The sequence below is a fragment of the Pseudomonas fragariae (ex Marin et al. 2024) genome, assembly GCF_059621105.1.
In genome coordinates, this window is the sequence record NZ_CM184369.1 from 1,850,673 (window position 1) to 1,876,191 (window position 25,519).

The 25,519-nt window shown below is 60.2% G+C and carries 28 protein-coding genes; 27 read left to right on the forward strand and 1 reads right to left on the reverse strand.

Features of this window, described 5'->3' with window-relative positions; genetic code table 11:
• Nucleotides 1-57 precede the first annotated feature (57 nt).
• Genes rluC through sppA form a run of 3 tightly spaced genes read left to right on the forward strand, consistent with a single transcriptional unit; the run spans nt 58 to nt 2,689 of the window.
• Entirely contained in the window at nt 58-1,014 is a 957-nt protein-coding gene (gene rluC / locus AC54XV_RS08415; RefSeq protein ID WP_003317474.1) for a 23S rRNA pseudouridine(955/2504/2580) synthase RluC, read from the forward strand.
• Nucleotides 1,004-1,666, forward strand: a complete 663-nt coding sequence (locus tag AC54XV_RS08420; protein WP_024661286.1) for an HAD-IA family hydrolase — start codon at nt 1,004-1,006, stop codon at nt 1,664-1,666. Before rluC ends, AC54XV_RS08420 begins: the two co-directional genes overlap by 11 nt.
• Before the next feature lie 24 nt (nt 1,667-1,690).
• Nucleotides 1,691-2,689 (forward strand): signal peptide peptidase SppA, encoded by a 999-nt coding sequence (sppA, locus tag AC54XV_RS08425; RefSeq protein ID WP_011267147.1) that lies wholly within the window; start codon nt 1,691-1,693, stop codon nt 2,687-2,689.
• Nucleotides 2,690-2,744: 55 nt separating this feature from the next.
• Here the strand turns inward: sppA and AC54XV_RS08430 are convergent, their stop codons facing one another.
• Nucleotides 2,745-3,323, reverse strand: a complete 579-nt coding sequence (locus AC54XV_RS08430) for a Maf family protein (protein WP_058399204.1) — start codon at nt 3,321-3,323, stop codon at nt 2,745-2,747.
• Between the two features lie 106 nt (nt 3,324-3,429).
• Here AC54XV_RS08430 and AC54XV_RS08435 point away from each other — a divergent pair, with 106 nt between their 5' ends.
• The 24 genes from AC54XV_RS08435 to AC54XV_RS08550 all read left to right on the forward strand — a co-directional run bounded on the left by AC54XV_RS08435 (nt 3,430) and on the right by AC54XV_RS08550 (nt 25,478).
• Nucleotides 3,430-3,957 carry a YceD family protein gene (locus tag AC54XV_RS08435; RefSeq protein ID WP_003390869.1) on the forward strand — a complete coding sequence of 176 codons (528 nt, stop codon included), beginning with the start codon at nt 3,430-3,432 and terminating at the stop codon, nt 3,955-3,957.
• Nucleotides 3,958-3,970: 13 nt separating this feature from the next.
• Nucleotides 3,971-4,153, forward strand: coding sequence for a 50S ribosomal protein L32 (gene rpmF / locus AC54XV_RS08440; protein ID WP_002552688.1), 183 nt, complete (start codon nt 3,971-3,973; stop codon nt 4,151-4,153).
• A gap of 4 nt (nt 4,154-4,157) precedes the next feature.
• Nucleotides 4,158-5,180: a phosphate acyltransferase PlsX gene (gene plsX / locus AC54XV_RS08445; RefSeq protein WP_054091481.1), complete on the forward strand. Its 1,023-nt coding sequence runs from the start codon at nt 4,158-4,160 to the stop codon at nt 5,178-5,180.
• A 116-nt stretch (nt 5,181-5,296) separates the two neighbouring features.
• The gene (fabD, locus tag AC54XV_RS08450) at nt 5,297-6,235 is read left to right on the forward strand and encodes an ACP S-malonyltransferase (RefSeq protein WP_054091482.1); all 939 of its coding nucleotides are present in this window, start codon (nt 5,297-5,299) and stop codon (nt 6,233-6,235) included.
• 15 nt (nt 6,236-6,250) lie between these two features.
• On the forward strand, nt 6,251-6,994 hold the full coding sequence (gene fabG, locus AC54XV_RS08455; protein ID WP_024639323.1) for a 3-oxoacyl-ACP reductase FabG: 744 nt from the start codon (nt 6,251-6,253) through the stop codon (nt 6,992-6,994).
• Between the two features lie 193 nt (nt 6,995-7,187).
• A complete protein-coding gene (gene acpP, locus AC54XV_RS08460) occupies nt 7,188-7,430 on the forward strand; it encodes an acyl carrier protein (RefSeq protein ID WP_004408315.1) in 243 nt (80 codons plus the stop codon).
• Between the two features lie 114 nt (nt 7,431-7,544).
• Nucleotides 7,545-8,789, forward strand: coding sequence for a beta-ketoacyl-ACP synthase II (fabF, locus tag AC54XV_RS08465; protein WP_003390862.1), 1,245 nt, complete (start codon nt 7,545-7,547; stop codon nt 8,787-8,789).
• The gene (gene pabC / locus AC54XV_RS08470; protein WP_032656551.1) at nt 8,789-9,604 is read left to right on the forward strand and encodes an aminodeoxychorismate lyase; all 816 of its coding nucleotides are present in this window, start codon (nt 8,789-8,791) and stop codon (nt 9,602-9,604) included. The genes fabF and pabC overlap by 1 nt, the downstream gene beginning before the upstream one ends.
• Nucleotides 9,605-9,606: 2 nt before the next feature.
• Entirely contained in the window at nt 9,607-10,740 is a 1,134-nt protein-coding gene (gene mltG / locus AC54XV_RS08475; RefSeq protein WP_024639325.1) for an endolytic transglycosylase MltG, read from the forward strand.
• Nucleotides 10,741-10,759: 19 nt separating this feature from the next.
• Nucleotides 10,760-11,392, forward strand: a complete 633-nt coding sequence (gene tmk, locus AC54XV_RS08480) for a dTMP kinase (RefSeq protein WP_024639326.1) — start codon at nt 10,760-10,762, stop codon at nt 11,390-11,392.
• The gene (locus AC54XV_RS08485; protein ID WP_024643099.1) at nt 11,385-12,371 is read left to right on the forward strand and encodes a DNA polymerase III subunit delta'; all 987 of its coding nucleotides are present in this window, start codon (nt 11,385-11,387) and stop codon (nt 12,369-12,371) included. The genes tmk and AC54XV_RS08485 overlap by 8 nt, the downstream gene beginning before the upstream one ends.
• Before the next feature lie 34 nt (nt 12,372-12,405).
• Nucleotides 12,406-12,762, forward strand: coding sequence for a PilZ domain-containing protein (locus AC54XV_RS08490; protein ID WP_003409617.1), 357 nt, complete (start codon nt 12,406-12,408; stop codon nt 12,760-12,762).
• Between the two features lie 14 nt (nt 12,763-12,776).
• Nucleotides 12,777-13,562: a TatD family hydrolase gene (locus AC54XV_RS08495; protein ID WP_004408301.1), complete on the forward strand. Its 786-nt coding sequence runs from the start codon at nt 12,777-12,779 to the stop codon at nt 13,560-13,562.
• Between the two features lie 304 nt (nt 13,563-13,866).
• Nucleotides 13,867-14,520, forward strand: coding sequence for a LysE family translocator (locus AC54XV_RS08500; RefSeq protein ID WP_058399206.1), 654 nt, complete (start codon nt 13,867-13,869; stop codon nt 14,518-14,520).
• 146 nt (nt 14,521-14,666) lie between these two features.
• On the forward strand, nt 14,667-15,329 hold the full coding sequence (locus tag AC54XV_RS08505) for a TetR/AcrR family transcriptional regulator (protein ID WP_003368424.1): 663 nt from the start codon (nt 14,667-14,669) through the stop codon (nt 15,327-15,329).
• A 123-nt stretch (nt 15,330-15,452) separates the two neighbouring features.
• Entirely contained in the window at nt 15,453-16,055 is a 603-nt protein-coding gene (locus AC54XV_RS08510; protein ID WP_003318496.1) for a DUF4823 domain-containing protein, read from the forward strand.
• 21 nt (nt 16,056-16,076) lie between these two features.
• Entirely contained in the window at nt 16,077-16,637 is a 561-nt protein-coding gene (locus AC54XV_RS08515) for a DUF1285 domain-containing protein (protein ID WP_057457496.1), read from the forward strand.
• A gap of 85 nt (nt 16,638-16,722) precedes the next feature.
• Nucleotides 16,723-17,736 carry an aspartate-semialdehyde dehydrogenase gene (locus AC54XV_RS08520; protein ID WP_024661280.1) on the forward strand — a complete coding sequence of 338 codons (1,014 nt, stop codon included), beginning with the start codon at nt 16,723-16,725 and terminating at the stop codon, nt 17,734-17,736.
• Nucleotides 17,737-17,845: 109 nt separating this feature from the next.
• Nucleotides 17,846-20,686, forward strand: coding sequence for a motility hub landmark protein FimV (locus tag AC54XV_RS08525; protein WP_496718344.1), 2,841 nt, complete (start codon nt 17,846-17,848; stop codon nt 20,684-20,686).
• A gap of 159 nt (nt 20,687-20,845) precedes the next feature.
• Nucleotides 20,846-21,670: a tRNA pseudouridine(38-40) synthase TruA gene (truA, locus tag AC54XV_RS08530; protein ID WP_004408281.1), complete on the forward strand. Its 825-nt coding sequence runs from the start codon at nt 20,846-20,848 to the stop codon at nt 21,668-21,670.
• 61 nt (nt 21,671-21,731) lie between these two features.
• Nucleotides 21,732-22,352: a phosphoribosylanthranilate isomerase gene (locus AC54XV_RS08535; RefSeq protein WP_004408280.1), complete on the forward strand. Its 621-nt coding sequence runs from the start codon at nt 21,732-21,734 to the stop codon at nt 22,350-22,352.
• Nucleotides 22,353-22,604: 252 nt separating this feature from the next.
• The gene (gene accD / locus AC54XV_RS08540; RefSeq protein ID WP_003318491.1) at nt 22,605-23,525 is read left to right on the forward strand and encodes an acetyl-CoA carboxylase, carboxyltransferase subunit beta; all 921 of its coding nucleotides are present in this window, start codon (nt 22,605-22,607) and stop codon (nt 23,523-23,525) included.
• A complete protein-coding gene (gene folC, locus AC54XV_RS08545; RefSeq protein ID WP_058399208.1) occupies nt 23,522-24,826 on the forward strand; it encodes a bifunctional tetrahydrofolate synthase/dihydrofolate synthase in 1,305 nt (434 codons plus the stop codon). The genes accD and folC overlap by 4 nt, the downstream gene beginning before the upstream one ends.
• Nucleotides 24,810-25,478: an SPOR domain-containing protein gene (locus AC54XV_RS08550; RefSeq protein ID WP_024641120.1), complete on the forward strand. Its 669-nt coding sequence runs from the start codon at nt 24,810-24,812 to the stop codon at nt 25,476-25,478. The genes folC and AC54XV_RS08550 overlap by 17 nt, the downstream gene beginning before the upstream one ends.
• Nucleotides 25,479-25,519: the final 41 nt, after the last annotated feature.

Consider the following 25,519-nt stretch of genomic DNA (forward strand, 5'->3'; position numbering starts at 1 on the left):
CTATAGCAGCAATCATTAAGTGCTTCAAATCCATAAAAAATTGTTATCATTTGCGGCATGACGAATATTGCCCCTCCAACCCCCGGCGTCCAGCTGGTTGAGGTTGCCCCGGAACTTGCCGGTCAACGCATCGATAACTTTCTGATCACTTATCTCAAGGGTGTGCCCAAAACCTTGATTTACCGCATTTTGCGCAAAGGCGAAGTGCGTGTGAACAAGGGGCGGATCAAGCCGGAGTACAAGTTGCAGGCAGGCGATATCGTGCGCATTCCTCCTGTGCGCGTGCCTGAGCGCGACGAGCCCGTGCCGGTTGCGCAGGCGCTGCTGCAGCGTCTCGAAGCGGCGATCGTCTATGAAGACAAGGCGCTTATCGTGCTCAACAAGCCTGCAGGTATTGCCGTGCATGGCGGCAGCGGCCTGAGCTTCGGCGTGATCGAAGCGTTCCGCCAGTTGCGCCCGGATGCCAAGGAGCTCGAGCTGGTGCACCGCCTCGATCGCGATACATCCGGTCTGCTGATGATCGCCAAGAAACGCAGCATGCTGCGGCATCTGCACGAAGCCCTGCGCGGCGACGGCGTCGACAAGCGCTACATGGCGCTGGTCCGCGGTAACTGGGCAACGGCGCTGAAGCAGGTGCGTGCGCCATTGATGAAAAGCAACCTGCGCTCCGGCGAGCGCATGGTCGAAGTGAATGAAGAGGGCAAGGAAGCCCTGACGATTTTCAAGGTGCTGCGTCGTTTCGGCGACTTTGCCACCATGGTCGAAGCCAAGCCGGTCACCGGGCGTACTCACCAGATCCGCGTGCACACCTTGCATGCGGGTCATGCGATTGCAGGTGACACCAAGTACGGTGACGAGAATTTCAGTCGCGAAATTCGCGATCTGGGCGGCAAGCGTCTGTTTCTGCACGCTTACATGCTGACGGTGCCGATGCCCGATGGCAGCAAACTTAATGTGCAGGCGCCTGTCGATGACATGTGGGCCAAAACAGTGGAGCGTCTGAGTGCGCCGTGATTACGATCTGTTGATTTTCGACTGGGACGGCACACTGGCCGACTCGGTCGGGCGCATCATCCTGTCGATGCGCACGGCGGCCATCGAGACCGATCTTGAAGTGCGCGACGATACGGCGATCAAGGGGATTATCGGCCTGGGGTTGCCCGAGGCGATTCGAACCTTGTATCCGCAGATCAGTGGCAATCAGCTGATCGAATTTCGGCAGCACTACGCGGACAGTTACATGGCAATGGATAACGTGCCTTCGCCGCTGTTCGAGGGTGTGGTGGAGTCGATGCAGGCGTTTCGCGAGGACGGCTATCGTCTGGCGGTCGCTACCGGCAAGGCGCGTCGCGGGCTCGATCGGGTGCTGAAGGCCAATGGCTGGCTGGATTACTTCGATGCTACCCGCGCGGCCGACGAGACCGCCAGCAAGCCTGATCCGCTGATGTTGAACGAGATCATGGCGCACTGCGGGGTTACGCCGCAGCGTTCGCTGATGATCGGCGATGCTTCGTTCGATCTGCTGATGGCTCGCAACGCGGGTATGGATTCGGTTGCGGTGGGTTATGGCGCTCAGCCGCTGGAGTCGCTGCGCCAGTTCGAGCCGCGGCTGGCTATCGAGCATTTTTCCGAGCTGCGCACCTGGTTGAACGGGCGCAGCGTCTAGTTTTCGGGTTGGAGTGATTGGAACATGTCTGACGAATGGAAGGCACCCGTTTCGCAAAGCGCGGACGAGGGCATCAATGGCAGGGAAGAGGCTAAAAGCTGGAAGCTTCTTGAAAAGACGCTGCTGGCCAGTGTTCAGGAACAGCGCCGCGCGCGTCGCTGGGGGATCTTTTTCAAGCTGCTGACGTTCGCGTTCCTGTTTGTTGCAGTGATCGTTCCGATGCTGGATTTCGAGGGCGGCACTTCGCGCCGTTCCAGCCACACTGCGCTGATCGATGTGCAGGGCGTGATTGCCGACAAGGAGGCGGCCAGTGCCGAGAACATCGTCACTGCGCTGCAGAAGGCCTTCGAGGATGAAAAGACCAAGGGTGTGATTCTGCGTATCAACAGCCCGGGCGGCAGTCCTGTGCAGTCGGGCTATGTCTACGACGAAATCCGTCGCCTGCGCGCGGCGAAGCCGGACATCAAGGTGTATGCGGTCATTACCGATCTCGGTGCTTCGGGCGCTTATTACATCGCCAGCGCCGCTGACCAGATCTATGCCGATAAGGCCAGTCTGGTGGGGTCGATCGGTGTGACGGCAGCAGGTTTCGGCTTTGTCGGAGCCATGGACAAGCTCGGCGTTGATCGTCGTACCTATACCTCCGGCGAGCACAAGGCGTTCCTTGACCCGTTCCAGCCACAGAAGGCTGACGAAACGCAGTTCTGGCAGGGTGTGCTGGACACGACTCATCGCCAGTTCATTGCCAGTGTCAAACAGGGTCGTGGCGACCGCTTGAAGGACAAGGACCACCCAGAGCTGTTCTCCGGGCTGATCTGGACCGGCGAGCAGGCTGTTGCGCTCGGTCTGGTGGATGGGTTGGGCAGTGCGAGCTATGTCGCGCGGGATGTGATCAAGGAGAAGGACATCGTCGAGTACACCGTCGAAGAGTCGCCTTTTGATCGCTTTTCGAAAAAGCTGGGCACCAGCATCGCCGAGCGAATTGCCATGCTGGTCGGTTTCAACGGCCCAAGCCTGCGTTGATGGCTTGATGCAGATATAAAGAACCCGGCCACTGGCCGGGTTCTTTGTCTGAGTGTCAGGGTACGCTGACGCCTTCCTTTATTAGCATGTCCACCAGACGTATCAGGGGGAGACCGATCAGGCTGGTCGCGTCGCTGCCTTCGGTGCTACGAAACAGGCTGACGCCAAGGCCTTCTGCCTTGAAGCTGCCCGCGCAGTCATAGGGCTGTTCGGCATGCAGGTAGCGTTCGATGCTGGCCCGGTCGAGTTCGCGCATGTGCACTGTAAAAGGCACGCAGTCGACCTGGCACTCGCCGGTCGAGCTGTTGAACAGGGCCAGGCCGGTCAGGAAGGTCACGCTTTTGCCGCTCGCCGCCGTCAGCTGTTCCAGTGCGCGTTTGAAGCTGTGCGGCTTGCCCAGGACCTGTTCGTCAAGGACGGCGATCTGGTCGGAGCCAATGATCAGGTGGTGAGGATGCTCTGCAGTGAGTGCTTGGGCTTTCTCCCGGGCAAGGCGCTGTACGAGGTCGAATGCAGCCTCGTCCGGTCGCCGGCTTTCATCGATATCCGGAGACCTGCAGGTGAATGGCAGGCGCAGGCGGGCGAGCAGTTCGCGGCGGTATGAGGAGCTGGAAGCGAGGAGCAGGGATGGCATGCGGTTCTCCGTAGGCTGAACGTTGATTCTAAAGAGTGGCCGGAGTGACGAACAGGCCTGAATTTCCTTTGACATGCCCGGGGGGCATCCCTAGAATGCTGCGCCTATGTTGAATGACCCGATTCCATCTCACGTTGACCCGCGCAAATTGTCCGATCGCGGCACTACCCTTCAGGGTGAAGTGCTGCTGGGCGATCTGAAGAGACTCTGCGACCCGCTTGCCGACACTGTCGGTACGGTGCAGGCGAAATTCGTTTTTGAGCGTGACGAACGCCGTTCTGTGGTTATCCACAGTTCGATAGACGTCCCGGTCAAGATGGTTTGCCAGCGTTGTCTTGAGCTGGTGACCCTGCCGATCCACAGCGAATGCAGTTACGTTGTGGTGAAGGAGGGTGCGAATACCCAGTCGTTACCGAAAGGTTATGACGTGCTGGAACTGGGCGAAGATCCTTTGGATCTGCTGGCATTGATCGAGGAGGAGCTATTGCTCGCCTTGCCCATTGTGCCTGCTCATCATCCTGAAGAATGCCAGCAACCGGCGGGTCTCGATGAGCCCGAACCGAGCGTGGACGAGGTAACGCGGTCCAACCCGTTCAGTGTATTGGCGCAGTTAAAGCGTGACCCAAACGTTTAGGAGTTAATCAATTATGGCTGTTCAGCAGAACAAAAAATCCCGCTCTGCCCGTGACATGCGTCGTTCGCACGACGCTCTTGAGGCAAGCACTCTGTCGGTAGAAAAGACCACTGGTGAAATTCACCTGCGTCACCACGTATCGCCAGAAGGCGTATACCGTGGTCGTAAAGTGATCGACAAGGGCGCTGACGAGTAATTTCTTGTCCGCTCCGATCATCGCGATCGACGCAATGGGCGGGGACTTCGGTCCCCGCAACATTGTTCAGGCAAGCCTCGCGTGCCTGACCGCTACTCCCTCGCTTCACCTGGCCCTTGTCGGCCAAGCCTCCCTTATTGAAGAACTTGTCTCTGCCCATGAAGCAGTGGACCGCTCGCGCCTGCGTGTCATCCATGCCAGTGAAGCGATTGCGATGGACGAGCGTCCGTCTCAGGCGTTGCGTGGCAAGCCTGACTCTTCCATGCGCGTTGCTCTCGAGCTGGTGGCCAGCGGTCAGGCCCAGGCCTGTGTCAGTGCCGGCAATACCGGTGCGCTGATGGCGCTTTCGCGGTTTGTGCTTAAGACCTTGCCAGGGATTGATCGCCCGGCAATGATCGCAGCCATTCCCACTCGCTCAGGTCATTGCCAGTTGCTGGACCTGGGGGCGAACGTCGATTGCAGCGCCGAGGCGCTCTATCAGTTTGCAGTAATGGGCTCGGTGCTTGCCGAGATCCTGGGTGTCGCAACGCCCAGAGTGGCCTTGCTCAATGTGGGTACTGAAGACATCAAGGGCAATCAGCAGGTCAAGCGTGCTGCCGGTCTTTTACAGGCTGCCTCGGGGCTTAACTACATTGGCTACGTCGAAGGCGACGGGTTGTACAGGGGAGAGGCTGACGTGGTGGTGTGTGATGGTTTCGTCGGCAACGTGTTGCTCAAGTCGAGTGAGGGGCTGGCGACCATGATTGCGGCCAGAATCGAGACGCTGTTCCAGCGCAATCTGCTCAGCAGAGCGGTCGGCGCGCTGGCGTTGCCCTTGTTGAAGCGTTTGCAGACCGACCTGGCGCCCGCCCGTCATAATGGTGCGAGCCTGCTCGGATTGCAGGGGGTCGTGGTGAAAAGCCACGGTTCTGCAAGTGTTTCAGGTTTTCAGAGTGCGATTCAGCGAGCGGTCGTCGAATCCCGTGAAAACCTGCCACAGCGTTTGAAGGGGCGGCTTGAAACGATGTTTCAGGACGGCCGAACCTGAAAATGTGACGCATCAGACTGGTCAGTCATCCAACCGATCAGTCATGTAAATTAGAATTCCCGCGTTCGGCCTGTCCGGACGCCCATTTTGGCGACAATAATTCAGAGGCTTGTCAAATGTCTGCATCCCTCGCATTCGTCTTTCCGGGTCAAGGGTCGCAATCGCTCGGTATGCTCGCCGAGCAAGGCGCGCACCATCCGCTGATCCTCGACACTTTCGAGCAGGCTTCCGAAGCCCTCGGCTATGACCTGTGGGCATTGACTCAGAACGGTCCTGCCGAGCTGCTCAACCAGACCGACAAGACCCAGCCGGCCATTCTGACCGCTTCCGTTGCCTTGTGGCACGTGTGGCTGGCCGAGGGCGGTGCGGTTCCTGCATTCGTCGCCGGTCACAGTCTGGGTGAATACAGCGCACTGGTAGCCGCGCAAAGCCTGAGCCTGGGCGACGCCGTAAAGCTTGTCGAGCGTCGCGGTCAGTTGATGCAGGAAGCGGTGCCAGCGGGTCAGGGCGGCATGGCCGCCATTCTGGGTCTGGATGACGCCGACGTTATCGCAGCCTGCGCCGAAGCGGCACAGGGTGAGGTCGTCAGTGCCGTGAATTTCAACTCGCCGGGCCAGGTGGTGATTGCCGGTTCCGCCGAGGCCGTCAAGCGTGCCATGGAGCTGTGCAAGGCCCGTGGCGCCAAGCGCGCCTTGCCATTGCCGGTCAGCGTGCCATCGCACTGCGAACTGATGCGCCCGGCCGCCGAGCGTTTCGCCGAGGCCGTTGAAGCCATCGAATGGCAAGCGCCGGAAATTGCGCTGGTACAGAACGTCAGCGCCAGTGCCGTCAGTGATCTGGCGACGCTCAAGCGTGATTTGCTGGAGCAGTTATACAAGCCGGTGCGTTGGGTCGAGTCCATTCAATGCCTGGCGAGCCGCGGTGCGACCCAGCTCGTGGAATGCGGTCCGGGCAAAGTGCTGGCCGGTCTGAACAAACGTTGCGCCGACGGCGTGATGACCTACAACCTTGATACCCCGGACGCCTTTGCCGCCGCGCGCGCGGCACTGGCCTGATTAGGAGAAGCCTGCATGAGCCTTCAAGGTAAAGTGGCACTGGTAACCGGTGCAAGTCGCGGCATTGGCCAAGCCATTGCTCTGGAATTGGGACGCAACGGTGCTGTTGTCGTGGGTACCGCGACGTCAGAGTCCGGCGCCGAGCGCATCAGTACGACGTTCAAGGAAAACGGCATCGAAGGCTTTGGCCTGATGCTGGATGTCTGCGACGCCGAGTCTGTGAATTCGGTTCTGTCCACCATTCAGGAGCGCGTCGGCGCACCGTTGATTCTGGTCAATAACGCCGGTATCACCCGTGATAACCTGATGATGCGCATGAAAGATGACGAATGGTATGACGTCGTCAACACCAATCTGAACAGCCTTTTCCGTCTTTCCAAGGGCGTTTTGCGTGGTATGACCAAGGCGCGTTGGGGGCGTATTATCAGCATTGGTTCGGTTGTGGGTGCCATGGGCAACGCCGGTCAAGTAAACTATGCTTCCGCGAAGGCCGGTCTGGAAGGCTTCAGTCGGGCTCTGGCCCGTGAAGTGGGCTCGCGGGCGGTCACCGTGAATTCGGTGGCACCGGGTTTTATCGATACCGACATGACGCGTGAGCTGCCTGAGGCTCAGCGTGAGTCACTGATTACCCAGATACCCCTGGGCCGTTTGGGGCAAGCCGAAGAGATTGCGCACGTAGTCGCTTTTCTTGCGTCCGAAGGCGCAGGCTACGTTACCGGGGCCACAATCCCTGTTAACGGCGGCATGTACATGAGCTAATGTGACGACCTGTTTCAAAAAAATGTCATACGAGCTGTCTAAAATCCGTTATAAAGCTGCAATCTATGAATGGGCAAAGGTACGGTTGGGCATAAAAGGGGAGAGCGTTAAGCTTGAAATTCGCAAAACCTCTTCTATACACTTACCCACTGGCCAGATGCCTGAACATTTCCACTAGGAGTTAAAACTAGGTATGAGCACCACATCCATCGAAGAGCGCGTCAAGAAAATCGTTGCAGAGCAACTTGGCGTCAAACAAGAAGAGGTTGTCAACACTGCTTCTTTCGTTGAGGACCTGGGCGCTGACTCCCTGGACACCGTCGAGCTGGTAATGGCTCTGGAAGAGGAATTCGAGACCGAAATCCCTGACGAAGAAGCGGAAAAGATCACTACCGTTCAAGCAGCAATCGACTACGTCACTAGCCATCAGGCTTAAGATTTGTAATCGCTGACTGCTGTCACGGGAAAACCGCACTGCTTTAACCGGCGTGCGGTTTTTTCTTTAAAAAACGCTGTGATTGTTCCGTAAACAAGAGAGAAGGAGAGTCCTGTGTCGCGTAGACGCGTCGTGGTCACCGGGATGGGCATGCTTTCGCCACTGGGCAATGACGTGCCCAGCAGTTGGCAAGGCATTCTGGCGGGCCGCAGTGGCATTGGCCTTATCGAGCACACGGACTTGTCAGCCTTCACCACCCGCTTCGGCGGCTCGGTCAAGGGTTTCAACGTCGAAGAATACCTCGCGCCCAAAGAAGCGCGCCGCCTCGATCTCTTTATTCAGTATGGCCTTGCGGCCAGCTTTCAGGCCGTGCGTAATGCAGGCCTCGAAGTCACTGATGCAAACCGTGAGCGCATCGGCGTTGCCATGGGGTCGGGCATCGGTGGTCTGACCAATATCGAAAACAGCAGTCGCCTGCTGCACGAGCAGGGTCCGGGACGGATTTCACCGTTCTTCGTTCCTGGCTCGATCATCAATATGATTTCCGGTTTCCTGTCGATCCACCTGGGCGCACAGGGACCCAATTACTCCATCGCGACGGCTTGCACGACTGCAACCCACTGCATCGGCATGGCGGCTCGCAACATCGCCTATGACGAAGCGGACGTGATGATCGCCGGTGGCGCTGAAATGGCCGCCTGTGGACTCGGTCTGGGCGGCTTCGGTGCAGCGCGTGCGCTGTCGACCCGCAACGATGACCCGACCCGCGCCAGTCGCCCCTGGGACAAGGGCCGTGATGGCTTTGTCCTGTCCGACGGTGCCGGTGCCATGGTGCTCGAAGAGCTTGAGCACGCCAAGGCGCGTGGCGCGACCATTTATGCAGAACTGGTCGGGTTCGGCATGAGCGGCGACGCCTATCACATGACCTCGCCACCTGATGACGGCGCCGGTGCTGCACGCTGCATCGTCAATGCGCTGCGTGATGCCAAGGTCAATCCCGATCAGGTGCAGTACATCAACGCACACGGTACGTCGACGCCTGCAGGCGATCTGGCCGAAGCTTCTGCGATCAAGTCGGTATTCGGTGATCACGCCTACAAGCTGGCAGTCAGTTCGACCAAGTCGATGACCGGCCACCTGCTGGGCGCCGCCGGTGCTGTCGAAGCGATCTTCAGCGTCCTGGCAATGGTTGATCAGGTGGCTCCGCCGACCATCAACCTGGATGAGCCAAGCGAAGGCTGCGATCTGGACTTCGTGCCTCACGAAGCGCGCCGCATGCCGATCGACGTCGTTCTGTCGAACTCCTTCGGCTTTGGTGGCACCAACGGCTCGCTGGTATTCCGTCGGTTCGCCGAGTAATGCCCGACTGGGTCGATGGCTGCCCCGCAGACGCCTTGTCCCTCAAGGACCGAGGGCTGGCCTACGGCGATGGACTGTTTGAAACCATCGTCGTCAAGGCCGGGCAGCCATTGCTTCTGGAGCGTCATCTGCAGCGTCTCGAAAGCGGCTGCGCGCGCTTGTCGATCGCAACCGATCACGCGCTGATCCGTGCTGAAATGACCCGCTTCGCTGCAGAGCTTGGTGATGGGGTCATGAAGCTCATCCTGACCCGTGGCGACAGCCAGCGCGGCTACGCTCCTGCCCCCAATGCCCAATCGCGTCGAATCCTGCAGGGCGGCCCTGCGCCAGCCTATCCCGGTGCGCATGCCGAGCAGGGCGTGCGCCTGTTTGCCTGCCAGACGCGACTGGCGGAACAGCCGCTTCTGGCCGGCCTCAAGCACCTCAATCGTCTGGAGCAGGTACTGGCCCGCTCCGAGTGGCGTGACAGCGAGCACGCCGAGGGCTTGATGCGTGACACGTCAGGACGACTGATAGAGGGTGTCTACAGCAACCTGTTTCTGGTCAGTCAGGGCCGTCTGCTGACTGCTGATCTCAGTCGCTGCGGGGTCGCAGGTGCGATGCGTGCAGAGCTGCTGGATCAGGCACCAAAGCTGGGAGTGGCTGTCGATATCCGTGACCTGCACATGTCTGACCTTGAATCGGCAGACGAAGTGTTTCTATGCAACAGCGTGTACGGCGTCTGGCCGGTTTGCAGCTTTGCAGCGTTGAACTGGCCGGTCGGGCCGCTCACCCGTAAACTGCAAGGTATTGCTCGCACCCTTCTGGATATCTGATTTTGATCCGAAAAATATTGGTGTTGCTGGAAACAGCGGTTGTCCTGGCAGGTTTGCTGTTCGGCTTTGCTTTCTGGCAGCAGTACCAGGCGCTGAACCAACCGCTCGAGGTGGCTCAGGAACAACTGCTGGACGTTCCGGCCGGTTCGACGCCGACCGGCGTACTCAATCGATTGCAGGCCGATGGCGTAATCAAGGACGCTTTCTGGCTGCGTCTCTACTGGCGTTTCAACCTGTCCGGACAGGCCCTGCACAGCGGTGAATACCGCATGGTGCCGGGGATGAACGTCAAAGGCCTGTTCGACGTCTGGAAGCGCAAGGAAGTCGTGCAATACAGCCTGACGCTGGTCGAAGGCTGGAATTTCCGCCAGGTGCGTGCTGCGCTGGCCAAACAGGCCAAGCTCGATCAAACGCTGGCAGGTCTGTCCGACAGTGAGCTGATGGCGAAAATAGGCCATCCCGATGTGTTCCCTGAAGGCCGTTTCTTTCCGGACACCTATCGCTACGTGCGCGGCATGACCGATGCCGAATTGCTCAAGCAGGCTTATAGCCGTCTGGAAGAAGTACTCGACGAGGAATGGAATGCGCGGTCGCCAGAGGCGCCCTATTCAAACCCTTACCAGGCGCTGATCATGGCGTCGCTGGTCGAGAAGGAGACTGGCGTACCTCAGGAGCGCGGCCAGATAGCCGGCGTGTTCGTGCGTCGCCTGAAGCTGGGCATGCAGTTGCAGACCGACCCGACCGTGATCTACGGCATGGGCGAGCGCTACAACGGCAAGTTGACCCGCGCCAACCTCAAGGAAGCCACGCCCTACAACACCTACGTGATCGCTGGCCTGCCGCCGACGCCCATTTCGCTGGTAGGGCGTGAAGCGATTCATGCTGCTCTTAACCCGGTGGACGGCAGCAGTCTGTATTTCGTGGCCAAGGGCGATGGCAGCCATGTGTTCTCGGACGATCTGGATGCCCATAACGCGGCCGTGCGTGATTATCAGCTCAAGCGCCGTGCGGATTATCGCTCCAGCCCGGCACCTGCCGCACCTGCCACACCGGCACCCGTAACTGACTCGCCCCCTTCGGAAAGCGTGCCTGCGGATACTCCGGATGCGCCGCAGTCCGAGCCGAATGCACAATGATGACGATTAAGGATGACCTGTGACTGGCTTGTTTATCACTCTTGAAGGCCCGGAAGGTGCAGGCAAAAGTACCAACCGTGACTACCTGGCGGCGCAATTGCGTGCGCAGGGTGTTCAGGTACTGCTGACCCGCGAGCCGGGTGGTACTCCGCTGGCCGAGCGTATTCGCGAGCTGTTGCTGGCGCCCAGCGACGAGGCCATGAGCGCCGACACCGAGCTGCTGCTGGTGTTTGCGGCGCGTGCACAGCATTTGGCCGAAGTCATTCGTCCAGCGCTGGCGCGTGGCGAGGTGGTGCTCTGTGATCGGTTTACCGATGCCACCTACGCCTATCAGGGCGGCGGCCGCGGCCTGTCCCATCAGCGTATTGCAGCGCTGGAACAGTTCGTTCAAGGCGACCTGCGCCCTGACCTGACGCTGGTCTTCGACCTGCCGGTGGAGATCGGTCTGTCACGCGCCGCTGCACGCGGTCGGCTGGATCGCTTCGAGCAGGAAGGCAGAGCTTTCTTCGACGCTGTGCGCAGCACCTATCTGGAACGGGCCAGGGCCGAGCCTGCGCGCTATCGCCTGGTAGACGCCGCACAGACTCTGGCCGACGTTCAGGCTTGCCTCGACACCTTGCTGCCTCAGTTGCTGGAGCTGCAACGTGGCTGAAGCCTACCCCTGGCAGGCTTCGCTCTGGCAGCAGATGGCCGGTCGCGCCCAGCACGCTCACGCCTATCTGCTGCACGGGCCGGCGGGTATCGGCAAGCGCGCTCTGGCTGAACGACTGATGGCCAGCCTGTTGTGCAAGACCCCTGAAGGGCTTGATGCCTGTGGACACTGCAAGTCCTGTCTGCTGCTGGCGGCTGGCAGCCACCCTGACAACTACGTGCTCGAGCCGGAAGAGGCGGACAAGCCGATCAAGGTCGATCAGGTGCGTGATCTGGTCAGTTTTGTGGTGCAGACCGCTCAGATGGGCGGGCGCAAGGTGGTGCTCGTCGAGCCTGTGGAAGCGATGAATACCAACGCGGCCAATGCGTTGCTGAAAAGTCTGGAAGAGCCTTCAGGCAATACCGTTCTGTTGCTGGTCAGTCATCAACCGAGCCGCTTGCTGCCAACGGTCAAGAGCCGTTGTGTGCAGCAGGCGTGCCCGTTGCCCGGCGAACAGATGAGCCTCGACTGGCTGAGCGGCGCATTGCCCGATTGCACGCAGGACGAACGCTTCGAGTTGCTGACGCTGGCCGCCGGATCGCCGCTGGCTGCGGTGGCGCTGCACACGCAGGGCGTTCGCGAACAGCGCGCGCTGGTGGTCGACGGCGTCAAGAAGCTGCTCAAGCAACAACAGTCGGCTACCCAGCTGGCCGAGGGCTGGAAGGATATTCCGCTGTTATTGCTGTTCGACTGGTTCTGTGACTGGTCGCACCTGATCCTGCGCTATCAGATGACCCAGGACGAGGAAGGCCTTGGCCTGGGTGACATGCGCAAGGTCATTCAATACCTGGCGCAAAAATCTTCTTGCGCCAAAGTGCTGGAAATTCAGGACTGGATTCTGGCGCAGCGCCAGAAAGTCATGTCCAAGGCCAACCTCAATCGGGTTTTGCTGCTTGAAGCGTTGTTGGTGCAGTGGGCAGGCCTGCCGGGACAGGCGTAGACTCTGCGTTATCCGGAACCGTTGAGGTGTTGTCATGAGTCTGCCGCCGAGCACAGGTCCACGTAATGGCATTCTGTCCCTGACCATCAAGGACAAATCCGTTCTTTACGCTGCTTATATGCCGTTCATCAGAAACGGCGGGCTGTTCATTCCGACCAGCAAAAGCTACAAGTTGGGCGATGAAGTGTTCATGCTGCTCAATCTGATGGACGAACCGGAGAAGGTTCCGGTTGCCGGCCGCGTGGCCTGGATCACGCCAAAAGGTGCACAGGGCAATCGCACCGCTGGCGTTGGCGTGCAGTTCAATGACGGCGACAACACCGCCCGCAATCTGATCGAAACTCACCTGGTCGGCGCTCTCAAGTCCGATCGTCCAACCCATACGATGTAGTTGTGTTTTAAGCCATGCTTGTAGATTCCCATTGTCACCTCGATCGCCTTGACCTTGCCCAGCACGACGGCTCTCTGGATGCCGCACTCGACGCCGCGCGCGGCAGAGGGGTCGGGCATTTTCTCTGCATCGGTGTCAGCGCCGACAATGCGGGGGCGGTCAAGGCACTCGCCGAACGCTACGCGGATGTCGATTGCTCGGTGGGCATTCATCCGCTGGACGTGAAGCCCGGCGAAATGCCGCCCCTGGACTGGTTGCTCAAGGAGCTGGATCACCCACGGGTGGTGGCCATTGGCGAGACCGGTCTGGATTATCACTACGAACCTGAAGCGGCCGAGATTCAACAAGCGTCTTTCCGTGTTCACCTCGAGGCGGCCAGAATCACTGAAAAACCGGTGGTCATCCACACTCGGGGCGCACGTGCCGATACGCTCAGCCTGCTGCGTGAGGCTGCCTTGCCCCACGCCGGTGTCCTGCACTGTTTCACCGAGGACTGGGAGATGGCCAAGGCCGCGCTGGACCTGGGGTACTACATTTCGCTGTCCGGCATCGTGACGTTTCGTAATGCCGATGCCCTGCGCGACGTTGCAAGGCAGGTGCCCGCCGATCGTCTGCTGGTCGAGACCGATTCCCCGTACCTCGCGCCGATCCCTTACCGGGGCAAGCCGAACCTGCCCCAGTACGTACGTGAGGTTGCCGAGTTTCTGGCAATGCTGCGAGGCGAGTCCTACGAGCACTTTGCCGAGCAGACCACCGCCAACTTTGCCCGCCTGTTTCCGCTGGCGCACGTTCAGCGCTGACGGATGCTCAAATCCGCGGGCAGACAAATCGCAGGCAAAAAAAACCCGGATTCTGGGGGGTGAAGCCGGGTCAAGACCATTAGGAGTAAAACAAAGGCGCGCGAGTCCTTTGGCACCTCTACTGCCGAGTCATTTGGGGAATGATGACGCGTCAGCAGCTTAAGTATTGTTCAGGACGGCGTAGCGTCCAGTGTCTTTTGATCGTTTTTTAAACAGTTTTGGAATACTAAAGCCCTCCTTGAGTGCTCGATGAACACTTTGTATCGGGCGAAATGCGGGGGCGCTGCAGTCATGGAGTGGTGGGGTGGAGTTTTCCAACGGTTTTCTGCTGAGTCTGTCCTTGTGTCTGGACATTGGTCTGGCCAACATCGCCATGATCACGCTGTCCATGCAGCGCGGTTTTTCCAGGGGGCTATGGCTGGGGCTGGGAACCTGCGTCGGTGATCTGGCCTACGCAATCCTGGCGATGCTCGGCATGGCCGTGCTGCTGCAATATGAAGCCGTGCGCTACGTGCTGTGGATTGGCGGCACAGCAGTGCTGGCCTGGTTCTGCTTCAGGATGATCATCAGTGCCACTACCGTCAGCACCGGTCTCGACAGTCAGAAGGTTGAATCGGAAAAATCCAGCCTGGCGCTGTTCCTGCGCGGGATCTTTCTGGCGATGTCCTCGCCCAGCGCCATCCTCTGGTTCGCCGCAGTCGGCGGGGCGCTGATTGCCCGGCAAGGCTCTGATCTTGTCAGCGCTTCGACCTTTCTCGCCGGGTTCGTCGCTGCGGGCGTGGTCTGGTCGACCTCGCTGTGTGCGCTGGCTCATCAGGGTGGGCGATTCATGGGCGAACGAATGTTGCGCTGGTCATACATTGCCTCGGCGCTGATCTTTGCCTACTTCACGTTGTATGTGGTGATCACGGGTTATCTGGAGTTTTTCGTTGCCTCTCCAGCGTTGCCAGCGCACTAGGTTGCCACCGCACTGGAACGGTATCGGGCGCCCGGGCTGACCGGTGCGAATCGTTCATGCAGGTCGACAAGTATGGATGAACCGTGCAATTTAGCGCCGATTGGGCATAATACCCGGCTTCGATTTCGATCCTGACAGACCTCTCTATGCAGAAAGAACCTCGTAAGGTCCGTGAATTTCGCCGCCGTGAGCAGGAAATTCTCGACACCGCGCTAAAGCTGTTTCTCGAGCAAGGCGAAGACAGCGTCACTGTCGAGATGATCGCGGACGCCGTCGGCATTGGCAAAGGCACCATCTACAAGCACTTCAAGTCCAAGGCGGAAATCTACCTGCGCCTGATGCTCGACTACGAGCGGGACCTGAACGAGCTGCTGCATTCGGCCGACGTCGACAAGGACAAGGAATCGCTCTCGCGCGCCTACTTTGAATTCCGTATGCGTGACCCGCAGCGCTATCGTCTGTTCGACCGTCTGGAAGAGAAGGTGGTCAAGGGCAATCAGGTGCCTGAGCTGGTCGAAGAGCTGCACAAGATCCGCGCCTCCAACTTCGAACACCTGACGCTGCTGATCAAAGGCCGCATCAGCGAAGGCAAGCTCGAAGATGTCCCGCCTTACTACCATTACTGTGCTGCCTGGGCGCTGGTACATGGCGCTGTTGCGCTGTATCACTCGCCGTTCTGGAGCAACGTGCTGGAAGACCAGGAAGGCTTCTTCCACTTTCTCATGGACATCGGCGTACGCATGGGCAACAAGCGCAAGCGCGACGGCGACGTCAGCGCCGAACCCACGCCAGATCCCGCCGCCGAATAACGCGCCGCCCCGGTCTTGAGCATCAGCTTCAAGGCTTTGGCGTCGGCTGCGCCAGAGATGGCGCGGAAGCTGCATCCGACGACCATTCGCCGGTTTTCCGTCACCGGTATTTGGGAGGGGATAATGCGTAGCCTGGTTATGCTGCTCGCGCTTCTGGCGTTGAGTGGCTGCATGAAAGTCAGCGACATGGGCGAAGGTGTTCGCGAGCAATTCAGCGATGCAGGTCTGCTCGACCATAGCGAAACCCGTCGTACTGCCAACTGGCGCGTGCAGCCTGACTCGTTCATTTACATCGCTCAGGGCGCCTTCGTACCGCCAGGCAACGCCTATCCGCGGCCTAACGTGGTGGCTGAAGAAGCCTTCAAGGGCTTTATCGAGTACTTCCCGATGGTCCGTCGTGCCCGCGGCCCGCTGGGGCTGGATGAAGCCATGGTCGAGGCGCGTGCTGCGGGCGCGCATTATTTGCTCTACGCACGTTTCGCCAAGGCTGACGACCGCATCGGCAATGGCGATCAATGGGCCGATCAGGAAGCGGTGGACCGTCTGGGTGTCGACAGCGGTGTCATTCAGCTGATGCTGATCGAGACCGGGACCCGTTACCTCATCGACAGCGCACGTATTCGCAGCCGTGGCGGATTGCTGACGCTTTACGACAAAAGCCCCGAGGATTTGCTGGGGCCGCCGCTTGAGGACTACGCTCGTACCTTATTGGGTGTCGAACGCTAGGGCCCGTATCAGGAGAATGGAGTGAGCGATTCAAACAAGGCGGGTGATCTGTTCGCACAGATCCCCAAAACCAAAGGGTTGCCGCCTGTTCATTTGTGGAATCCGGACTTCTGCGGCGATATCGACATGCGTATCGCCCGCGACGGTACCTGGTATTACCTGGGCACGCCGATCGGCCGCAAACCGATGGTTCGGTTGTTCTCGACCATCATGCGCCGTGACGGCGATGACTATTTCCTGATCACTCCCGTCGAGAAGGTCGGCATCACCGTTGATGACGCGCCCTTTGTCGCCGTCAGCCTTGAGGTGCTGGGGGAGGGCGAGGGCCAGGTGTTGCGCTTTCTGACCAATGTAGAGGATCAGAGCGAAGCGGGACCGGAACACCCTTTGCGGGTTGTCACCGACCCTGATACCCAGGAACCGGCGCCGTACATTCACGTGCGGAGCAATCTGGAAGCGCTGATTCACCGCAATGTTTTCTATCAGTTGGTCGAGCTGGCCGTTTCCCGCGATATGGACGGACAGCGCTGGCTGGGCGTCTGGAGCCATGGCGTGTTCTTCCCGATAGGGCTCGAGCCTTGAAATACACACCTGATTGCCGGCTTGAATTGCCTGTCGGCAATGCGGCGGTTAAAGTGCCGCTCCCTGATTTTCCTGAGGTTTTTGCATGAGCCAGTCCTTTGATATCGCCGTAGTCGGCGCAACCGGTACTGTCGGCGAAACCGTTGTGCAGGTTCTGGAGGAGCGCAATTTTCCGGTGGGCAATCTGTACCTGTTGGCCAGCATCGAATCCGCAGGCCACTCGGTGCCGTTTCGAGGCAAGAATGTGCGCGTACGCGAAGTCGACGAGTTCGACTTCAGTAAGGTGCGCATGGCGTTTTTCGCTGCGGGACCTGCGGTCAGTCGCAGTCACGCCGAAAAGGCGGTAGCGGCGGGGTGCACGGTCATCGACCTGTCGGGGACATTTACCTCAACCCAGGCGCCGAATGTGGTGCCGGAAATAAATGCTACGCTTTTGCACAGCCGTGGCGTCGCTCCTTGTCTGGTTGCCAGCCCCAGTGCTTCTGCCACTGCGGTTGCCCTGGCTCTGGCGCCGTTGCGCGGCCTGATCGATATCCAGTCGGTGACGGTAACGGCGTGTCTGGCGGTATCGGCACTGGGGCGTGAAGGCGTCAGTGAGCTGGCACGTCAGACCACCGAGCTGTTGAATGTCCGTCCGCTGGAAACCCGGTTTTTTGATCGCCAGATGGCGTTCAACCTGCTGGCTCAAGTGGGGACTCCAGATGCGTCGGGGCACCTGCCGCTGGAAAGGCGTCTGGTCGAAGAATTGCGCGAACTGCTGGCGCTGCCATCGCTCAAAGTGTCTGCGACCTGCATTCAGGTACCGGTGTTCTTTGGTGACAGCTTCACTGTAGCGCTGCGCACGGCCGGAGCGGTCGACGTGGCGGCGGTCAACGCTGCACTCGAGTCTGCAGACGGGGTCGAGCTGGTCGATGCGGGTGATTACCCTACGCCGGTGGGCGATGCGGTGGGCCAGGACGTGGTTTATGTGGGACGCGTCAGGACGGGAACCGACGATTCCGAGCAGCTCAATCTGTGGCTGACCTCGGATAATGTGCGCAAAGGCGCTGCGCTCAACGCTGTGCAGGTTGGCGAATTGTTGATAAAAGACTATGTGTAAAAGATACTTGGCAACAATTTGAATAATTGTTTTAGCGGCGATACGCCTTACACCCAAATGCAGGACTACCTCCCCGGATCTCGGGGAATCTTTAAACAAGGGATGGGCTATGGTTCAGGTTCGTAAACTGGTATTAGCAATCGCTGCGGCATCAGCGCTGTCATCGGGTATGGCGCAGGCGCTGGGGCTCGGGGAATTGTCGGTCAAGTCGACCCTGAATCAGCCATTGGTAGCGGAAATCGAGTTGACCGAGGCTCAGGGGCTCAACGCAACGCAAGTTGTGCCCAGCCTGGCCACCACGGCCGACTTCGCGCAGGCGGGGGTGACCCGTCAGGCATTTCTCAACGATCTCACCTTTACCCCGGTTATCAATGCCAGCGGTAAAAGTGTCCTGCGCATTACATCCAGCAAGCCGGTGCGCGAGCCTTATGTGAAGTTTCTGGTTCAGGTGCTCTGGCCCAATGGCCGGTTGCTGCGTGAATACAGCCTTCTACTCGATCCGCCGAAATTCTCTCCCGAGGCAGCCGCTGCGGCCGCTGCCCCGGCCCCCGCTGCCGCGCCCGCCGCGCCTGCGCAACTGGCAACGGTAGCCCCTTCGGCAGAAGCGCCGGCAGCCGAGGCACCAGCGCCGGCACCGGCTGCCAACCCAGCCGCAGTGCCGCCGCCAGCCGCCGACAAGCAGTCGCAGTACGTCACCGCCAATAACGACACCTTGTGGGAAATTGCTGCGAAGGTGCGTACGGGCGGGACTGTCCAGCAAACCATGCTGGCGATTCAGGCGTTGAACCCGGATGCGTTCATTGGTGGCAACATCAACCGTCTGAAAAAGGGGCAGGTGCTGCGTCTTCCAACGCCGCAACAGACCACCGCGCTGCCGCAATCACAGGCAGTGGCAGAAGTTTCCCGCCAATACAGCGCCTGGCGTGAAGGTCGCCGTCTGCCGGCCGGTACCCGTCAGGTCGATGCTACCCGTCGTGACCGTGCGGGTGCGGCGCCTTCTAAAGTTGATACCTCCGACAACCTCAGCCTGGTTTCGGCAAGCGGCAAGCCTGCGGCGAAAGGTGCGGCGGGCGACGGTGACCTTGGCAACAAGCTGGCCGTGGCTCAGGAAGCGCTGGATACCACACGTCGCGACAATGCCGAGCTGAAAAGCCGCATGAACGACCTGCAAAGCCAGCTCGACAAGTTGCAGCGTCTGGTCGAGTTGAAAAACGGTCAGTTGGCCAAGATGCAGGCCGCTGGCGCCGCCGTGCCTCCTCCTGCCGCCACTCCTGATGCCGCGACGCCTGCCAATGCGGCAGTGCCTGCCTCGCTGGTCGACGCTAACGGTGCGCCGGTCAAACCGGCTGGCGAGATCGCGCCTGAAGATGCGCTGCCTGCCGGTGCTGCCGAAGTTGCGACGCCGGCGCCAGAGCAGCCGCTGGCGGTGGAGCCGGTTGCTGCAACTGACGAGGATGAGGATGCACTGCAGAAAATCATCAACAACCCTGTGCTGCTTGGCCTGATCGGCGGTGCGGTGTTGCTGATTCTGGCCTTGCTGCTGTTGTTCCTGGCGCGTCGTCGCGCGGCGAAGGCCGAGGCCGAGAAGCACAAGCGCATGGCGCGTGCGCTGGCCGAGGAGTCTGATTTCGTCTCTGACATGGACATGAATGCACCGCCCGCCAGCTTCGACGGGCTTGATGTGCCGCCGCCCAACGTGCGTATGGGCGGCGCCGCAGCCGCCGCTGCCGGTCGTGAACGTCCTGCCGATCCGCTGGTTCAGGCCGAGATCCATATCGCTTACGGGCGTATGAATCAGGCGATCGAGTTGCTGGAAGAAGCCGTCAACGAAGACCCCAAGCGCGACGATATCCGTCTGAAACTGATGGAAATCTACGCCGAGCAGGGTAACAACAAAGCCTATGCCGCCCACGAACGTAAACTGGTGGCTGCGGGAAAGCTTGAAGCTGAGGTCGAGCAGCGGGAAGAACTTAACTCGACCATGAAGCCGGTGGCACCTGTTGCTGCGCCGCTGGCTTCTGAAGCCTCATCGGCTGCTCCTGCCGTCGCTGCAGCCGCCGCGGCGGCTACAACAGCCGCACTGGTTGCAGAGCTTGATGCCAAATATCTCGAAGAACTGCTGGCCGATGATGCGGCAGAGCAGGATGCCGAGCCTGAGCCTGAGCCCGAGCCCGAGCCCGAAATTGTTGCTACACCTGAACCTGAGCCGGCAGTAGTCGCGCCGCTGGCCGCAGAGCCTGTTGAAGAGGCAGACCCGTTCGATAACGATTTTGACTTGAGCCTGGACGAGTTCGAAGAACCGTCTGTGCCTGAAGTCTCTACTGTGAATGACATCGATGACCTGATGCTCGACGAGCCCAAGGTATCGGCGGTAGCCGATGACGAAGAGCTGAGCTTCGAGTCGGTCATGCAGCAGCAGGAAGAGGCCCGTGCAGCGACAACGCCGCAAGACCTTGCCGACTTCGACCTCGATCTGTCCGAGGAAGACCCGGCCCTCAAGAGCGAAGATGATTTCCTGCTCGGTCTTGGCGAGGATCCACTGGATTTGGGTGAAACCTCGCCTGTACCGCCGGTCAGTGATGACCTGGAGCTTCCAGAGGATTTCGACCTGTCGCTGGCGGACGAGATTGAGACCGATCAGGCAAGTCAGGCGTTCGCGACTGAAATCGATGACGTCAATGCCGAGCTTGAGCGTCTTTCGCAGAATCTTGAGCATCCGCCGCTCGATGAGCCGAGATTCACTGCCGAGGATGCGGCAGCGCTGGATGACGAGCCGGACTTCGACTTCATGGCCGGTACTGACGAAGCGGCGACCAAACTCGATCTGGCGCGTGCCTACATCGACATGGGCGATGCGGACGGCGCTCGGGATATTCTTGATGAGGTCGTCACCGAGGGCGATGACGGTCAGAAAAGCGAAGCGCGGGAGATGCTTTCGCGGCTGGCCTGATTCAACTCCGGCAACCTGCACACGGCCGCTTATGCGGCCGTTTGCATTTCAGATGTCCCGCTTGAGTAGCGTGTTTTTTTTGCGGCCGTATAATGGCCGACTTTTCGCGAACCGACAGGCTGTACCACTTTGGCGAATATAGATAACCCGGCCGCCGAGATGGCGGCCGAGGGCTTTTCCCGAATCGCGCTGGGCGTTGAATACAAGGGCTCGCGCTATTGCGGCTGGCAGCGTCAGGCGTCCGGCGTGCTGACCGTGCAGGAAACCCTTGAAGACGCGTTGTCAAAAGTGGCCGCGTCACCGGTTTCACTGATGTGTGCCGGTCGCACGGACGCGGGCGTGCATGCCTGCGGTCAGGTGGTGCATTTCGACACCCAGGCCGAGCGCAGCATGAAGGCCTGGGTCATGGGCGCCAATATCAATCTGCCCCATGATGTCAGTGTCACCTGGGCCAGAGTCATGCCCGCCACCTTTCATGCGCGCTTCAAGGCCATTGCCCGGCGTTATCGTTACGTGATCTACAACGATCAGATCCGTCCGGCGCACCTGAACCAGGAAATTACCTGGAACCACCGCCCGCTGGATGTCGAGCGCATGGCGCAGGCTGCCGAATATCTGGTGGGTACTCACGATTTCAGCGCCTTTCGCGCCGGTCAGTGTCAGGCCAAGTCGCCGGTCAAGCAGTTGCACCATCTGCGCGTGACCCGTCACGGCAAGATGATCGTCATTGATGTGCGCGCCAATGCCTTTCTTCATCATATGGTGCGCAATATCGCCGGTGTACTGATGACCATCGGTACCGGAGAGCGACCGATCGAGTGGGCGCGGGAGGTGCTGGAAAGCCGGATTCGGCGCACCGGTGGTGTCACGGCCCATCCTTACGGGTTGTATCTGGTCGGGGTTGAGTACCGTGATGAATTCCCGCTGCCCGAGCGCTATATCGGCCCCCATTTTCTTACGGGCTTTGCGGAATTGGACGGCTGACGATCCGGGCCGCATTTGCTAACATCCGGGACTTTCCGAAAGGCCTGAGGTTACTCACGACATGTCAGCCGTTCGCAGCAAGATCTGCGGGATTACCCGCATAGAAGATGCACTGGCTGCCGCCGAGGCAGGTGCCGACGCGATCGGCCTGGTGTTCTACCCGAAAAGCCCGCGTGCGGTGACGGTATTGCAGGCGCGTGCCATTATTGCCGCGCTGCCGCCGTTCATCACCACGGTGGGCCTGTTCGTCAACGCCAGTCGCTGCGAGCTCAACGAGACACTGGATGCGGTTGCGCTGGACATGCTGCAGTTTCATGGCGATGAGACACCCGAGGAATGCGATGGGTATCATCGCCCGTACGTCAAGGCGCTGCGGGTCAAGGCCGGTGATGACATTGCCGGGGTCTGCCGGACCTATCGCAATGCACGCGGCGTGCTGCTCGATACCTACGTCGAAGGGGTGCCCGGCGGTACCGGAGAAACCTTCGATTGGGCATTGATTCCGGACGACCTGGACAAGCCGGTCATTCTGGCAGGCGGGCTGACGTCGGCCAATGTGGCGCAGGCCATCGCTCAGGTCCGGCCCTATGCAGTGGATGTCAGCGGCGGCGTTGAAAAGAGCAAGGGCATCAAGGATCGGGAGAAGATCCTGGCGTTCATGAGTGCGGTGCACGGCACCTGATGTGACGGCTATTGATCGGCCGCCGTCCATAAGCCTGTCCGCGCCAAGAGGCACGCGGGTCGAATCGAGTAAGCGGTGGTGCCACTGAGCAACGCCGTCGTTGTGAAAAATCGGGGTGAGGGGTGCGCAGGTCCGGCCGTGAGTCGATCGCTATCCTTTCATCGTCGTCCATATACGAATTTATCCGAGGGCATGCGACTGGCGTTTGATTTGTCAGTCGTTCGAGCCACACCGGTACTGGAGATATAAAGCATGAGCAACTGGTTGGTAGACAAACTGATCCCATCGATCATGCGTTCCGAGGTCAAGAAGAGCTCGGTTCCCGAAGGCCTCTGGCACAAATGCCCGTCCTGTGAGGCGGTGCTGTATCGCCCTGAGCTGGAAAAGACCCTGGACGTCTGCCCCAAGTGCAACCACCACATGCGTATCGGCGCACGTGCACGACTGAACATTTTTCTGGACGTCGAAGGGCGCGAAGAGCTGGGTGCCGATCTTGAGCCGGTCGACCGTCTGAAATTCCGCGACGGCAAGAAGTACAAGGATCGCCTGACCGCTGCGCAGAAGCAGACCGGTGAGAAGGACGCGCTGATCTCCATGAGCGGCACCTTGCTGGGCATGCCGGTAGTGGCTTCGGCATTCGAATTCTCGTTCATGGGTGGTTCGATGGGGGCCATTGTCGGCGAGCGTTTCGTACGTGCCGCCAACTACGCGCTGGAAAATCGCTGCCCGTTCGTCTGCTTCGCCGCTTCCGGCGGTGCGCGCATGCAGGAAGCGCTGATCTCGCTGATGCAGATGGCCAAGACCTCGGCTGTTCTGGCGCGCCTTCGCGAAGAAGGGCTGCCGTTCATCTCGGTGCTGACCGACCCGGTCTACGGTGGCGTTTCCGCCAGCCTGGCCATGCTGGGTGACGTTATCGTCGCCGAGCCCAAGGCGCTGATCGGTTTTGCCGGTCCGCGGGTCATCGAGCAAACTGTTCGCGAGAAGCTGCCTGAAGGCTTCCAGCGCAGCGAATTCCTGCTGGATCACGGCGCTATCGACATGATCGTCTCGCGCAGCGAGCTTCGTCCGCGCCTGGGTAACCTGCTGGCACAGATGATGAACCTGCCGACCCCTCGTTTTGTCGCCCCCGTTATCGAGCCAATCGTCGTCCCGCCGGCCCCTGCGACGATATGACTTCTACGTCCCTGAGCGACTGGCTCGCTTACCTGGAGCAACTGCATCCGTCTGCCATCGACATGGGGCTGGACCGGTCTCGACAGGTGGCGCTGCAGCTGGGGCTTACCCGCCCGGCGCGCCGGGTGATCACGGTGACGGGCACCAACGGCAAGGGTTCAACCTGCGCCTTTGTCGCCGCCTTGTTGCAGGCTCAGGGTCTGAAGGTCGGTGTCTACAGTTCCCCGCATCTGATTCGCTATAACGAGCGGGTAAAGGTGCAGGGCGTCGAGGCAACCGACCTGGAATTATGCGATGCCTTCGCTGCGGTCGAAGCGGCACGCGGCGACGTCACGCTGACTTATTTCGAAATGGGCACGCTGGCGGCATTCTGGCTGTTCGAGCAGGCCCGGCTCGATGCGGTCGTTCTGGAAGTCGGTCTGGGCGGTCGCCTGGATGCGGTCAATCTCGTCGATGCGGATATGGCGCTGGTCACCAGTATCGGGGTCGATCATGCCGAGTACCTGGGCGACACCCGTGAGTCGGTCGCCTTCGAGAAAGCCGGGATCTTTCGCGCCGGTTGTCCTGCGCTGTGCGGTGATCCGGCGCCACCCGAGCCGCTGCTGGCCAAAGCCCGCGAGCTGGGCTGTCCGTTGTTGTTGCGTGGCCGGGATTTCGATCTTTCCATAGGCGATGACAGCTGGGACTGGCGCGGTGTCGCTCATGGCGAACAGGTCGAGTTGCGCGGTCTGCCGCTGCTCGACCTGCCCATGCAGAATGCAGCGCTGGCACTTCAGGCTTTCGCCCTGCTGGGGTATCCACTGCAACCGGATGCGACCGGCAAGGTGCTTGCCGAGACCCGGCTTGCCGGTCGTCTCGATCGCAGGGTTGTCAGGTGGCACGGCAAGCAGCTCAACCTGCTGCTGGATGTAGGCCATAACCCTCATGCGGCCCGGTTTCTGGGGCGGCGTCTTGCGCGCCAGCCGCTTGGCGGCAAGCGCCTCGCGGTATTTGGTCTGCTCAGCGACAAGGATCTCGACGGCGTGGTCGCGCACCTGGCGCCGGTCATTGAAGAGTGGGCTGTTGCGTCGCTTCCGACCTCGCGCAGCCGGCCGGCAGAGGAGTTGCAGACGGCCTTGCAGAACCTTGGCGCCCGCGTGACGTCCTATCAGAGTATCGCGTTGGCGCTGGAAGCTCAGTGTGCGCATGCCACGCCCGATGACGAGATTCTGCTGTTCGGTTCATTTTACTGTGTTGCCGAGGCCCTGGAATGGTTGGCCCGGTACACCGATGAGGACGCTGCAAATGGCTTTGCTGGATAACGTATTCAAGCAGCGAATGGTGGGAGCACTGGTGCTGATCGCCGTGGCGGTCATCTTCCTGCCCATGCTTTTCACGCGTGAAGATGAAACACGTCAGGTGCAGGTCGAGGCCCCAGCCGCGCCCCAGGCGCCCGCGGCTTCGCAGGTGCGGGTCGATCCGGTGCCTGTTCCGGAGCCTCAGGTTCTGCCTCAGGAGCCTGTGCCGGGTGACGATGACATGAGCAGCAGCCAGCCGCCTTCCATGCCGATCGCGCCTGCGCCGACCGCCCAGACCGCACCTGCCGCTCCGGCCTCCAAACCAGCTGCCAAACCGGCACCTGCACCTGCACCTGCACCGGCGACAGCGGCTGCACCTGCGGCCCCCGCGGCCCCCGCCAAACCTGCGGCACCTGCTGGCGTCGACGCCAACGGCCTGTCGATCAGCTGGTCGGTGCAGTTGGCGAGCATGTCCAATCGTGCGAATGCCGACAATCTGCAAAAGACGCTGCGCACCCAGGGCTACAACGCCTACATTCGCACCGCTGATGGCGTGAACCGGGTGTTTGTCGGCCCGCTCATCGAGCGCGCCGAGGCTGATCGCCTGCGCGATCAGCTCGATAAACAGCAAAAGCTCAAGGGCATTGTGGTGCGCTTTCAGCCCGAGCGCGGTTGACCGTTCGGCACCTGGTGCCCCTGGCACAAAGGAAAATGCCT